General features: G+C 65.1%; 16 protein-coding genes and 1 tRNA gene. 9 read left to right on the top strand and 8 right to left on the bottom strand.

What is annotated here, in order from left to right; all coding sequences use genetic code 11:
• Window positions 1–3: 3 nt before the first annotated feature.
• Window positions 4–432, bottom strand: a complete 429-nt coding sequence (locus ACM43_RS34255) for an acyl-CoA thioesterase (protein ID WP_271546160.1) — start codon at window positions 430–432, stop codon at window positions 4–6.
• A gap of 106 nt (window positions 433–538) precedes the next feature.
• Here ACM43_RS34255 and ACM43_RS34260 point away from each other — a divergent pair, with 106 nt between their 5' ends.
• Entirely contained in the window at window positions 539–1,087 is a 549-nt protein-coding gene (locus ACM43_RS34260) for a TetR/AcrR family transcriptional regulator (RefSeq protein ID WP_157286803.1), read from the top strand.
• A gap of 124 nt (window positions 1,088–1,211) precedes the next feature.
• Here ACM43_RS34260 and ACM43_RS34265 read toward each other — a convergent pair whose 3' ends face one another.
• Window positions 1,212–1,694 (bottom strand): hypothetical protein, encoded by a 483-nt coding sequence (locus ACM43_RS34265; protein WP_271546162.1) that lies wholly within the window; start codon window positions 1,692–1,694, stop codon window positions 1,212–1,214.
• A gap of 200 nt (window positions 1,695–1,894) precedes the next feature.
• On the opposite strand from ACM43_RS34265, the gene ACM43_RS34270 reads away from it, so the two are divergent.
• Window positions 1,895–2,194: a PsiF family protein gene (locus tag ACM43_RS34270; RefSeq protein WP_271546164.1), complete on the top strand. Its 300-nt coding sequence runs from the start codon at window positions 1,895–1,897 to the stop codon at window positions 2,192–2,194.
• A gap of 100 nt (window positions 2,195–2,294) precedes the next feature.
• Window positions 2,295–3,380: an AbrB family transcriptional regulator gene (locus tag ACM43_RS34275; RefSeq protein ID WP_271546166.1), complete on the top strand. Its 1,086-nt coding sequence runs from the start codon at window positions 2,295–2,297 to the stop codon at window positions 3,378–3,380.
• Window positions 3,381–3,383: 3 nt separating this feature from the next.
• Here the strand turns inward: ACM43_RS34275 and ACM43_RS34280 are convergent, their stop codons facing one another.
• Window positions 3,384–3,923: a disulfide bond formation protein B gene (locus tag ACM43_RS34280; RefSeq protein WP_271546168.1), complete on the bottom strand. Its 540-nt coding sequence runs from the start codon at window positions 3,921–3,923 to the stop codon at window positions 3,384–3,386.
• A 156-nt stretch (window positions 3,924–4,079) separates the two neighbouring features.
• Here ACM43_RS34280 and ACM43_RS34285 point away from each other — a divergent pair.
• Window positions 4,080–4,164: transfer RNA gene (locus ACM43_RS34285), tRNA-Leu, on the top strand.
• A 102-nt stretch (window positions 4,165–4,266) separates the two neighbouring features.
• On the opposite strand, the gene ACM43_RS34290 is transcribed toward ACM43_RS34285, so the two are convergent.
• Together ACM43_RS34290 and ACM43_RS34295 are read right to left on the bottom strand one after the other, a co-directional pair.
• Complete coding sequence (locus tag ACM43_RS34290) at window positions 4,267–5,151, bottom strand: arginase family protein (RefSeq protein ID WP_271546170.1); 885 nt, start codon at window positions 5,149–5,151, stop codon at window positions 4,267–4,269.
• Between the two features lie 23 nt (window positions 5,152–5,174).
• Window positions 5,175–5,552 (bottom strand): VOC family protein, encoded by a 378-nt coding sequence (locus ACM43_RS34295; RefSeq protein WP_271546172.1) that lies wholly within the window; start codon window positions 5,550–5,552, stop codon window positions 5,175–5,177.
• A gap of 143 nt (window positions 5,553–5,695) precedes the next feature.
• Between ACM43_RS34295 and ACM43_RS34300 the strand changes: the two genes are divergently transcribed.
• The 4 genes from ACM43_RS34300 to ACM43_RS34315 all read left to right on the top strand — a co-directional run bounded on the left by ACM43_RS34300 (window position 5,696) and on the right by ACM43_RS34315 (window position 9,696).
• On the top strand, window positions 5,696–6,562 hold the full coding sequence (locus ACM43_RS34300) for an alpha/beta fold hydrolase (RefSeq protein ID WP_271546174.1): 867 nt from the start codon (window positions 5,696–5,698) through the stop codon (window positions 6,560–6,562).
• A gap of 136 nt (window positions 6,563–6,698) precedes the next feature.
• The gene (locus ACM43_RS34305) at window positions 6,699–6,926 is read left to right on the top strand and encodes a hypothetical protein (protein WP_036020661.1); all 228 of its coding nucleotides are present in this window, start codon (window positions 6,699–6,701) and stop codon (window positions 6,924–6,926) included.
• Window positions 6,927–7,081: 155 nt separating this feature from the next.
• Window positions 7,082–7,765: a response regulator gene (locus tag ACM43_RS34310; RefSeq protein ID WP_271546176.1), complete on the top strand. Its 684-nt coding sequence runs from the start codon at window positions 7,082–7,084 to the stop codon at window positions 7,763–7,765.
• Window positions 7,762–9,696 (top strand): sensor histidine kinase, encoded by a 1,935-nt coding sequence (locus ACM43_RS34315; protein WP_271546178.1) that lies wholly within the window; start codon window positions 7,762–7,764, stop codon window positions 9,694–9,696. The genes ACM43_RS34310 and ACM43_RS34315 overlap by 4 nt, the downstream gene beginning before the upstream one ends.
• A 138-nt stretch (window positions 9,697–9,834) precedes the next feature.
• Here the strand turns inward: ACM43_RS34315 and ACM43_RS34320 are convergent, their stop codons facing one another.
• Window positions 9,835–10,119, bottom strand: coding sequence for a hypothetical protein (locus ACM43_RS34320; protein ID WP_271546180.1), 285 nt, complete (start codon window positions 10,117–10,119; stop codon window positions 9,835–9,837).
• Window positions 10,120–10,353: 234 nt separating this feature from the next.
• Between ACM43_RS34320 and ACM43_RS34325 the strand changes: the two genes are divergently transcribed.
• Window positions 10,354–10,578: a hypothetical protein gene (locus ACM43_RS34325; RefSeq protein WP_036020653.1), complete on the top strand. Its 225-nt coding sequence runs from the start codon at window positions 10,354–10,356 to the stop codon at window positions 10,576–10,578.
• Between the two features lie 234 nt (window positions 10,579–10,812).
• Here the strand turns inward: ACM43_RS34325 and ACM43_RS34330 are convergent, their stop codons facing one another.
• Together ACM43_RS34330 and mddA are read right to left on the bottom strand one after the other, a co-directional pair.
• A complete protein-coding gene (locus ACM43_RS34330) occupies window positions 10,813–11,235 on the bottom strand; it encodes a GFA family protein (RefSeq protein ID WP_271546184.1) in 423 nt (140 codons plus the stop codon).
• A gap of 91 nt (window positions 11,236–11,326) precedes the next feature.
• The gene (gene mddA, locus ACM43_RS34335) at window positions 11,327–12,115 is read right to left on the bottom strand and encodes a methanethiol S-methyltransferase (protein WP_271546186.1); all 789 of its coding nucleotides are present in this window, start codon (window positions 12,113–12,115) and stop codon (window positions 11,327–11,329) included.
• Window positions 12,116–12,135: the final 20 nt, after the last annotated feature.

Genomic DNA, 12,135 nt, shown 5'->3' on the forward strand with positions numbered 1-12,135 from the left:
GGCTCACACCTCGGCTGGTTCGGCAAGATGCTTCATGGCAGCTTCGCGAATGCAATCGGCGAACGGGGCGGACTTGCGGAGCTGGCGGTCCATGTGCACGCCGGTGATCTCGCACGTCGCGGCGAGCTCGCCGGTCTCGGCATTCGTCATGTCGTGCCGGAAGCGGATCGACTTGTCCCTGATCTCAAGCAGATGGCTGCGGATCTCGACGATGTCGCCGGCGAGCAGCTCGCGCTTGTAGGCGATGTTTTGCTGCACCGCGGCCATGCCGCGGCCGGAGGACCGCAAGTAACTCGGCGTCAGGCCGAGGCGAGCGAACAGATTCCAATTGGCCTCGTCGAACTTGCCGACATACCACATGATGTTCATGTGCCCGACATGGTCGCATTGCCACGGATAGACCGTGCCGCGATAGGTCGCCTCCTGCTCCATAGCATTTCCTCCGCGCTTTCATTCTTGGTCGTTGATACGGTAGCGTATCAAACCCGTTGCGCATTAACAATACGGCACCGTATCAAGATCGGGTGAGGCTTCCTCCATGAGCGACGGCAAGGGCGACGTCTGGGTCGAGGCTGGATTTGCCGAGCTCGCCCGCGCGGGGGTGGAGGGCGTGCGGGTCGAGGTGCTCGCCAAGAATCTCGGCGTCACCAAGGGCGGCTTCTACCGGCGCTTCGCCGACCGCGCCGCGCTGCTCGAGGCCATGCTCGAAGCCTGGCGCAAGGGCCGCATCGCCGCGATCGCGCAGCAGACAAGCCTCGACGGGCAAACGCCCCGCGAGCGGCTGAGGGCAGTGATCCAGCTCTATTCCGAGCGGCTCAATCCGGAAGGGATGGCGATCGAGCTCGCGATCCGGCAATGGGCCCGCTCGGATGAGAACGCCGCGGCCGCAGTGGCAAGTGTCGACGCGGCGCGGCTCAGGCACGTCGGCGACCTCTACCGGGCGACCGGCCTTGCGACCGAAGAGGCCGACGCGCAGGCCTTCCTGTTCTACTGCTTCATCTTCGGCCAGAGCCTGTTGTTCGTCGAGAGCGGTCCGCGCAAGCGGTCGCAACTCGTGGCGAAATCTGCCGAGAAGCTGCTCGACTGAGCATGATCCGACCCCCAAGGGCCGCGTAAGCGCAAGGTGTGCAGCGGCTTTCCGAAAAGATCATGCGCGACACTTCAGGCGAATCGGCCGGAGCGTCGCTCCGGCCTTCGCAGCAATGCGAAGCTCAGGCGGCGCCCTTCAGCTTCTTGGTGCATTCGCTGTAATAGCCGCCGCCTTTCTGAATCCATTTCAAGCCGCCGTTGCCGTTGGTGGACTTGTTGGCATTGTACTGGTCGACGCAGGTGTGCAACCGCGCCTTGCCGGGAGTCTCCTTGGCATATTTCGGATCGATCGCGTTCGGGTAGACTGCGGGTCCGGCCGGCAGGGCTGGCGCCGCGGCTGGTGCCTCCTCCTTCTTCGCCTGCTTCGGCTCCGCGGGAGCTGTGGGCGCTGCCGCTGTCGGCGCAGCGGCGGGCGTCGCATCGGCACCGCATTGGGCCTTGCGGAAGTCATTCCACTTCATGGTGCCGAGCGAGCCGTCCTTCTTGGCGGCCTGGTACTTCGCGCTGCACTCCTGCGCGGTCAGTGCCTGTGCCGGCGCGCTCGTCAGCAATGCCGCGACACCGGACGCTGCGATCGCATACAACAATTTCGTCTGAATGGTCATCCCTGGGTCTCCTGCTTGATCTTCCCCGACGGAAGTGAATTGAGGATTGCTATCCTAGCGTGCCGGCCGCTTGCGACAAGGATGCGATGAGTTGCGCCGGCAAAATATAGTGATCCTGCCGCTCAACTCATTCATGTCGCGTTCAGCAACGCGAGCCAACGTTCCAGCCCTTCGCAATTCTCGCAAGCAGAGTGCACCACATGACCTTCACGTCCCGCCTCGCCGCCGTTGCTCTCGCCTCCCTGCTCGTCACCGGCACCGCTTTCGCACAGACCGCCGCGCCGGCCGCCAAGACCGACACTGCCGCCACCGTCGACGAAAAGAAGGCAACGAAGGAGCGATCGGCGGAATCGCTGGAATGCTCCAGGCAGGCGGACGCCAAGGGATTGAAGGGGAAGGAGCGCAAGAAATTCCGTCGCGAATGCAAAAAGGAGGCGAGGGCCGGCAGCGCAGTCGCCGCTCCAGCAGCTCCCGCCGCTCCCGCAGCCGACAAGAAATAAGCCCGTCACGATTCCGTCCGAGCCTCCGCGGAAGGCCTCGCGCATTGCGGCATGACGAGCCTGCAATTGTGCGCCTCGCGCTGATTTGCGATAAGGTGGCGTGAAGCACATCACCGCCTCCCTGTCGTTCGAATGGCCGAGCCGTGCCACGATCCTGAGCACGGTGGAGACGCTCGTCATCGGCACCGCCGGCGGCCTTGTGTTTCTGCTCGCCGGCCTTCCCGGCGGGCTGATCTCCGGCTCGATGATCGCGGTCGGGATCGCCGCGATCGCCGGCCGTCAGCTGACCTTGCCGCCGATTTTGACCCAGACCGTGCTGGTGCTGCTCGGCATCTCGCTGGGCTCGGTCGTCTCGCGCCATTTGCTTCAGCAGGTCAGCGCCTACCCGGTCACCATCGGCCTGCTTGCGCTCGCCACGTTCTGCTCCACGTTCGGGTCGAGCTATTACCTCCAGCGCATCCATGGCTGGGACCGCACCTCCGCTTTCCTGGCCGGCAGTCCCGGTGCGCTGTCGCAGATCACGATCCTGGCGGTCGAGCGCGGCGCCGACCTGCCGGGCATTGCGGTGGTGCAGACCATGCGCGTCATGATCCTGACCGCCGCGCTGCCGATGGTGCTGGCGATTGCAGGCGTCACGCCCTCGGCTGCACAGTCGCTGACAACGACCATCGCCTCGCCGCTCGACCTGTTCGAGCTGGCCGCCGCGTCGCTGGCCGCGGCGCTCGTGCTGCGGCTGATCAGGTTTCCCGCGAGCTGGATGTTCGGCGCGATGATCGCCTCCAGCGTGCTGCATGGTGCCGGATGGGTCGAGGGCGGCCTGCCGGACTGGGTGCGTGGCGTTGCGCTGATCGGGATCGGCGCACTGATCGGCAGCCGTTTCGCCCGGATGCGAATCAAGACGCTCGCCGGCCACCTCAGCGCTGCGCTGGGCTCGTTTGCCGTGGCCATCGCCGTCTCCGCCATCTTCGTCGGCATCGTGGCGCTGACCACCCCGGTGAAATTCTCCGACGTCGTCGTCGCCTTCGCGCCGGGCGCGATGGACGCGATGCTGGCGCTGGCTTTGACGCTGCACATCGACCCGATCTTCGTCGGCGCCCACCACCTGTCGCGTTTCGTCTTCGTGACGATCGCAACGCCGGGCATCGTGCACCTGTTCGGGCGCACGCAGGACGACGTGGATGATTGAGCTTTAGCGCTTCGCCGTCCGCACGAAGCCCCACGCAGCGATCGCGGCCATCACGAGCGAGATCAGCACGTTGTAGCCGGCGAGCGAGAGGCCGAGGAAGCGCCATTGCACCTCGTCGCAGCGCACCACCTTCACGGTGTCGAGCTTCGACAAGAGATCGGCGGCGCTGCCGAGGTTGACGACCGGACCGGAGCAATCGGTCGGCCCCTTCCAGAACCCCCATTCGACCCCGGAATGGTAGGCGCCGAGGCCGGCATTGGCGAGCGTCGCCAGGGTGAGGATCGCCAGCCCCGCCAGCAGCAGCGGCCGCGGCGCGCCGCTTCGCGCCGCCAGCGCCGTCAGCACACCGAGAGGTATCGCAAGGTAATAGGCGTAGCGCTGCTCCAGGCACAATGGGCAGGGCAGGATCTCCAGGACGAGCTGGAAGAACCAGGCGCCCGCAATCGTGGCTGAGCCGATCAGCGTGACCAAGGCCGCGGCGGTCAGCGCGGGGCTCGTGGCGCCCGGCTTGAACGCAGGTATGGCGGCACTCTGGGTGGTCACGGCAGCCTCTTTCGCATCTCTCGCGCTCCCAAGCCTCTAGCCCCAGCCCATGCGGCTGTCGAGAACGGCGGGGATCACTTTGGCGCGGGTTGACCCCGTCCCGTCCATGGCTATAGTCCGCCGGCTTCGCGACGCCGCCTATGAGGCCGACCGAGGGCCCCTGTGGCGGAACTGGTAGACGCGCTCGACTCAAAATCGAGTTCCGCAAGGAGTGCTGGTTCGATTCCGGCCAGGGGCACCACGCTTCGGGCTTCGCGTGGCGCGGCCAGGCGGCCCAAAGGGCGAAGCGTGTCCGGCGAAGCCTCTTCTCTTGGCGAAGACCGACTGGTTCAGCAAACTCGAACTACGACCCGAGCGTTGCTGCGAGCACATCGGCCAGGCCACGCCCGGCGCTGCCGTCTTCATCCAGGCCCGGATTGTAGATGGTGATCTCCAGGCCGACCGCCTTGCCACTCGCCAAGCCAACCCGGAGCACGGTCGATAGCTCGTCCCACGACAACCCACCCGGCACGCGAAAATCGACAGCCGGCATGATGGCATCGTCGAGACAATCGGCGTCGAGATGGATGAAGAAGCCGTCCAGCTCGGCTCGCGTCAAGTGATCGACGGCTTCGCGTGCAGCGGCCTCGATGCCTCGCGCCCGCACAGCAGGAAGATCAAGCACCTTGAGCTCTTCGGGAAGCGGCTGGCTTCCATATTCCGCCTGATCCTGGTGATCGCGATATCCAAACGCCACAATGTCTTCAGGGCGGACCAGAGGACCGCGACCTTCGATGTCGGCCAGGAGGGACGGGCCGTGGCCGGAAACGAAGGCAAGGTCCATCGAGGCGCCCTCACCCTTGGGCTCCGCCTCGGGCTGGAAGAAATCGGCGTTGCCGTCGATGAACAACAGGCCGTAGCGGCCGCGCCGTCGAAACGCGAGCATCGAGCCCAGTAAGATCGTGCAATCGCCGCCCAGCACCAGCGGAAACTCGCCCGCGACGAGCACCGCTTCCACCGCGTCGGCGAGTTTGGGCGACCACGCCGCAATTGCGCCGGCATTCAAGACGCCGGTCTCGGGATCCGGCGTCGGATCTTTCGAAGGCACCATCAGCCGCCCGGCGCGGCGCGCGCCGATGCGCTCCGCAAGACCAAGCTTCAGCAGCTGTTCGGGCAAGCGCTCCACGCCGTCAGTCGCAAGGCCGAGCGTCGAAGGAGCTTCGATAATTGCATAGGGCATGGTCGGCATGGCGCCTTCCCGCTCGCTCGCGACTATTGTGCCGAGTAGGTCACGGCCTCGATCTTGTGACCGTCTGGATCGCGGACAAACGCCCCATAATAGTTGAGGTCGTAACTCGGCCGCAGCCCGGGAGCGCCAGCGTCGCTGCCACCATGCTTCAATGCGGCAGCGTAGAAGCGATCGACCATCGCGCGGTTCTCGACGGCAAAGGCGATGTGGCTGCCGTTACCCACGGTCGCGGGCTTTCCGTCGATCGGAACTTGAACGCTGAAGTGAAACGTCCCGCTTCCGTAGCCCAATCCACCCTCGTCCTCGGCCATCGGCGTGATCCCGACGACCGGCAAGACCGCATCGTAGAAGCGCTTCGCACGCTGAACATCATTCGTTCCTACCGAGACATGGTGGATCACAACGACCTCCCGCTCCGATGTTGCTTCGTAACGGTAAGCTTCCGGTGGTTGTTCCGTCAGAGCCGCCTTCGGTTCTACCCACCACGACGCAGATGCCGGGAACCCCGCCCCGGAAGTTGCTTTATCTACAAAGGAAGCAAGACATGGACACACGCGTCAGACATTGCAGGGTCCGGATCGGATCCGTGGATACCTTCTACCGAGAAGCCGGTCCTGAACGCGCGCCCGTCGTTCTGCTGCCGCACGGCTATCCCTGCTCATCCTACGAATTCCGCAATCTGATGCCGCGACTGGCCGATAAATGGCGGCTGATTGCTCCCGATTATCCCGGGTTCGGCTATAGCGGGACACCTGATGACTTCGATTACAGCTTCGGCGGCTATGCCGCGTGGCTCGACCAGTTCGTGAAGCAGCTGAAGATCGAACGCTTCGTGATCTACCTTCATGATTTCGGCTCACCGATCGGGGCCAGGCTGGCGATCATGCGGCCTGAGAGGGTGGTGGCCCAGATCATTCAAAACGGCGACATACCTTACGAAGATGCGCTTGGCCCGGCATACGCCGACATCGAGAAGTCCTGGTCACTGCCCGATCAGGAGATGCGTGCGGCGATGCGGGAAGCTGTCACTGAAGAGAATTTCCGCGACGAGTTCCTGAATGATTTGCGTGCGGATATGGTTGGACTGATCGCACCGGACCTTTGGCGATTGCACTGGTCGCTGATGACCGAGCGGCGGAAAGACGCCGCCGCAGACGTTCTGTTTGGCCTCAAGGCGAACCGCCAATGGTTTCCCGAGCACCGCCGATATCTTCAGGAGCACAAGCCGCCAACATTGATCCTGTGGGGGCCGCAGGACCATTACATGCCTGAGGAGTCAGGGCGGGCCTATCTCCGCGACCTGCCGGATGCCGAACTGCATCTCCTGGATGGCGGCCATTGGCTGCTCGAAACCAACCTCGATGAGGTTGTTTCGCTTACGCGATCATTTCTCGAACGGATCGAACCTTAACGGGCAACGACAGCGCTTTTGTCGCCAACCGGCACCGGCGCGGGCGGCAAGCTTCCCCGATCGCCTCGGGCGTTCGACTTCCCCCAGATATTCCCTATATCGTGCGGCAACGATCTTGACGCAGCGGACCGCTTCGATGGCCAGGAGACGCACGACGGACACGGACGACCTTCCCCGCTATTTCGTCTGGGTCCGGGGGCTCGAAGGGCCCGAGCCGCAGAAATGGACGGCGATGGATTTCGGCGTCGGCGATTGGAAGCGGCCGCTCGTGCTGGCCTATCTGGAGCTGCCGGAAGACGAACGGCCGCTGTCGCTATCGGTCCTGGCGCGGCGATATCCGCCGCCGCGGGTTGATCTTTCGTAAGCTGGATTGGCGGCGGCACTCCGTCGCGCGGCAACGTTGGGTCGGCACATGGCAGTCCCGTGACTGCCCCCATGATTATGGGTGTCACGGCGTGCGCGCTGCGGCTAAACTTGCCTTGCGCCGCGGGGGACACGCGGGTCGCGGGACCATTGATCATGACCGAACAAGGCGAGACGGGTGAAGCCATCACCATCCTCCTCGTCGAGGACGATGCGCCGACCTGCTGGCGCCTCCAGGATGCGCTGGTCAAGGCCAGTTACGAGGTGCGCAGCGCCGGTACGCTCGCAGAGGCGCGGCAGGCCCTCGCCGCCGGCGCGCCGCGCGTGCTGCTGACCGATCTGCGGCTGCCCGACGGCCACGGCGTCGAGCTGATCCGCGAGATGCGGCAGCGCTTCCCCGACACCGAAATCATGGTGATTTCCGCGCTCGGCGACGAGGAGAGCGTGATCTCCGCGATCACGGTCGGCGCCACCGGCTACCTGCTCAAGGACGCCTTCCCCACCGACATCGCCACCACGGTGCGCGATCTGGTCGCGGGACATTCACCGATCTCGGCCTCGATCGCCCGCTTCATCGTGCGCAGGACGCAAGGTGCCGCGCAGAATTCGGCGGAGCCGCCGCCCGGCCCCGCGCTCAACACGGCAAGGCTCACCCCGCGCGAGATCGACATCCTGTGGGGCATCGCCAAAGGCTTCAGCTATGCCGAGATCGCAAGCCATCTCGGCCTCTCCAAGCAGACCGTGCCCGGCCATATCAAGAACATCTATCGCAAGCTCGAGGTGCACACGCGCAGCGAGGCGGTGTTCGAGGCGGTGCAGCAGGGCCTGATCAAGCTGTGAGTGAGATCGCGGCCAAAGCACCTGCGAGGGCACCAACACGCCCGCGGCGCAGGCTGATCGCCTCGCGCCTGGTGCCCTATCTGCTGCTCCAGGCCCTGATCGTGATCGTTACGATCCTGGGGATTCGGCTGCTGCAGCCGAACGATCCCGACGACTACGCGGTGGACGATTTCTCGGCGCGGGAGGACGGTCTGACGCGCCCGGTGACGCTGCCGCATTTCACCTCGTCACGCTATTCGCTGGCCGACCCGCCGATCTACGCCGGCACCTTCACATTCCGGGGCGGCGATGCGGCCGCGGGCTGGTCGGTGTACCTGCCGCGCTTCAGCAACGCGGTGGAGGTCGCCGTCAACGGCGTCGTCGTGCTCGACTCCCGACGCGACACCAACGCCAACCGGCCCGACCGCAACACGCCGCAGATCGCAGCCATCCCCGCGTCGCTGCTGCGCGAGGGCGGAAACGAGATCACGGTGCGGCTGTTCGTATGGGGCCCGCTCAAGGGCTTCCTCGACACCGTCTATGTCGGGCCGGATGCCGCCTTGCGCCCGGCCTATGAGACACGCACGCTGCTGTTCGTCACCCTGCCGGTGGTGTTTTCCGCCTGGCAGGCGATCCTGGCCGTCATCCTCGCGATCATGTGGCTGATGCGGCGTCACGAGCCGGTCTATGGCGTACTGGCGACGGCGATGGTGCTCGGCGTGGTGCAGGCATTCGCGCCGCCGCCGGTGCCGCCGGCCACGGTATCGCACCTGGCCGCGGTGCTGCTGGCCTCCGCACCGATCGAGAGCGCGCTGATCGTCGTGTTCGGCGTGCTGTTCTTCGGCTGGCGCTGGCCGCGCTACGGCACGTTGCTGTTCGTGCCAGGCGTCCTCATATTCGTGGTCGGGCTGATCGGGGGCCCGCCGCTGCCGCGCATCCTGTTCCTGGTGCTCGGCATTCCCACCGTCGGGCTCTGCCTGTTCCTGATGGCCTGCGTCACCGCAACCGCGGTGGTGCGACGGCAGGACGCGGCGAGCTTCACGATCGGCTGCGCGGTGACCATCGTGCTGGTCTGCTGGGTTCAGGACATGCTCACGGTGCTCGATATCGTGAGCAACGATCGCATCTTCGTCTCGCGCCTGTCCTATTCGGCGATGCTGGTCGCGATCGGCGCCGGGCTGACCTGGCGCTTCGCCCGCGCCTTGAACCAGGTCGACAGCTTTGCCGGCCAGTTGGTGACGCGGGTGCGGGAGGCCGAGGAGCGGCTGAAGGCGAGCTTTGCCCGCGAGGAGGAGCGCGCCCGCGCGGCGGCGCTCGCCAACGAGCGCACGCGCCTGATGCGAGACCTGCACGACGGACTCGGCGGCCAGCTCGTGAGCATCGTCGCGCTGTCCGAACGCGGCAGCGCGGGCGCGAGCATCACGGACGCCGCACGCGCGGCGCTGAAGGATCTCCGTCTCGTCATCGATTCCATGGACGACATCGGCGGCGACCTGATGCTGGCGCTCGGCTCCTGGCGCGAGCGCGCCACGGCCCAATTGCGGCCGCACGACATCACGCTCGACTGGCGCGTGGCGACGCCGCAGGGCCTGCCGCTGCATCCCGAGCTCAGGCCATGGCACGTCGTCCAGATCGTGCGCATCCTCGACGAGGCCGTGACCAATGCGGTCAAGCACGCGCAGGCCCGCCGCATCGCGGTGACCATCGACACGTTCGACGCAGGCCAGGGACCCTACGGCGTGATAACCGTGACGGACGACGGAAACGGTTTTGCGCTGGCCGGCAATGGCGAGGCCGCGGGGGCCGGCCAGACCGCGCGCGGCCTGCGCAATATGAAAAGCCGCGCCGCGCGCTGCGGCGCGGTGCTCGACCTGACGTCTGATTCCTCCGGCACGCGCTTGCGGCTGAAATTGCCGCAACGTTTTCCCGACAGCGACATGGCCGCGGGTTGAAAGGGCCCCCTCCCCGAACGTGTGGGGCGCACGGAGAGAGGGGACGGGCCGGGTTGAAATTGCCCGCGGAGGACGGGGGGTCTTCGTCCGCGGGCCCCTTGGCCCGAAGCGATGCATCAGTTCAATGGAGCGGAAATATCAGCGCACGCCGACGCGATTGACCGGGCCGCCCCGATTCATCGGCGTGCCGGCACGCACACCGACACCGGGTGCGCCGACACCGGGGGTCGCGACGGCAGCCCGCGCGACCGGCGCTCCCACCACCACGGCGCCAGCCGGCCGCACCACGCAGCCCTTCGGCACGCCGACGGTCTTGCAATAGACCACGGCCTGCGCCGGGCTCGTGCCCAGCGACACCATCGCCGCACCCGCCAGCGCCATGACCGTCAGCCCTGCGCCCAGCGCTCCAGCTCTCTTCGACATCTTGCTCTCCTGGTTCCGTTCGGCGTCCCGACGCAATCACCGGGTCTCGCAGCCGAGGTGCAGCCTGAATGACAAAAGTCGGCCCGCGGATACATGCCATGAAGATGGGGGTACCGCGGGCGGGAGGACTGGCCGCTGCCATGAACATGGCATGGACCGGCGCCCGGCCTTTGCGGAATGGTCCGGCCCGATTGATCCCGGTCGGGACCAACGAGAATTCCAAAGAGGTGCTCTATGAAGATTTCGGTTCTTGCCGCGCTGCTGCTCGCAGCTGCCGCCCTGCCTGCTGCCGCGCAGTCCGGTCCATCCGTCCAGGAGCAAATGGCCTGCCGCGGCGACGCCAGCAAATTCTGCGCCGAGCATATCGGCAAGCCGCCGCAAATGAACGCCTGCCTGCGCGAGAACAAGTCGAAGCTGTCCGATTCCTGCCGCAAGGTGGTCGAATCGCGCGGAGGCTAAAGTGCGATGAAATGACGCTTGATCGCTGCAACGACGGAGGTGCCCTCCCTCTCCCGCTTGCGGGAGAGGGTTGGGGAGAGGGTGCTTCCGCAATGGGACAATCCCCAAGAGGAGAAAGCCCCCACCCGCGCCTTCGGCGCGACCTCTCCCGCAAGCGGGAGAGGTGAACGGACCGGGGTAGTCGAATCGACCAAGGATGGCAGCAGGGAACAGCCTTCAACTGAAGACGCGCCGCTATTCCTGCATCATTTCGCCGCTTCCGCCGAACTCGGCGGGAAAATCCTTCAGCTTGGGCAGGCCATCGCGCATCGGCAGCACGGTCTCGGCATAGTTGACGTGGACGCCGGGCGTAAACGCGAGGGTGGGGATGGTGGCGGCGAAGACGTCGACCAGACCGAGCGGCGGATGGTTGGTCATGAGATGGCCACCGCACTTCTTGCAATATTTGCGCTGGCTGAGCGGCGTCTTGACGAAGGTCTCGACATTCTGAGCGCCTTCGGTGATGCGCACGGCTTCCGGCTTCCACAGGCTGAAGGCGTTGACCGGACCGCCCGACCAGGAGCGGCAGGAGCGGCAATGGCAATAGCCCATCGCCTCCGGTGCACCCGTGACCTCGATCGTGACCGCGCCACAGAAGCAGTTTCCGACATGTTTCATTTGGACGTCTCCCTTTTTCCGATGGATCGCTATCGCGCGTCGGCGCCCCGCGCGCCCTTGTTTCGATTGGATGCGCGGGGCTTGGCCTAGACTATACCGACCGGCGCCAGGGAATAAGCATGGAGACGCGTTGCTTGTACTGCCGGTACTCGTCGCCGAAGAGATCGACGAGATCGCTCTCCTCAAGCGCGATGCCGACAAAGATGTAGAGCGTGGTCACGGCCGCGAACAGCAGATGACCCGCGGTCATGACCGGCGCCGCCCAGAACGCGATGATGAAACCGAGATAGATCGGATGGCGGACGAACTTGTAGAGCAGCGGCGTCTTGAAGCGCGGCGGCTCCATCTCCTTGCCGACGAGATGATTCGTCACCTGATGCAGGCCGAACAGTTCGAAATGGTTGATGATGAAGGTCGAGGTGAACACCAGCATCCAGCCAGCGAAGGACAACGTGACCAGTGTGACGGCAAGATCGGGGTTCTCGACCTCCCATACGACCGCGGGTAGCGGACGCCACTGCCAGAACAGGAGGAGCAATGACAGGCTCGCGAACAGCACATACGTGCTTCGCTCGACCGGCTTGGGGACGAACTGCGTCCACCATGCCTTGAATTGTTGGCGTGCCATCACGCTGTGTTGAACCGCGAACAGCGACATCAGCAGCAGATTGATGACGACCGCGCGAACGACGGGCGCTTCGGCACCGGTATCGATGGTCTTGGGCACCATCACCCCCATGACGAAGCCGATCGCATAGAGAATGGTGACGAAAAACACGAGATACGCCGCAATTCCGTACAGAAAGGCGATGAACCTGAAAATACGAGAGCCCGTAGCCTCCGGGCCGAGAGAATGAACCTGGTGATCAATTTGGGTCATAAAACACTCCGTTGTGCCGA

This window comes from Bradyrhizobium sp. CCBAU 45321, assembly GCF_028128975.1.
Lineage (GTDB): Bacteria > Pseudomonadota > Alphaproteobacteria > Rhizobiales > Xanthobacteraceae > Bradyrhizobium > Bradyrhizobium yuanmingense.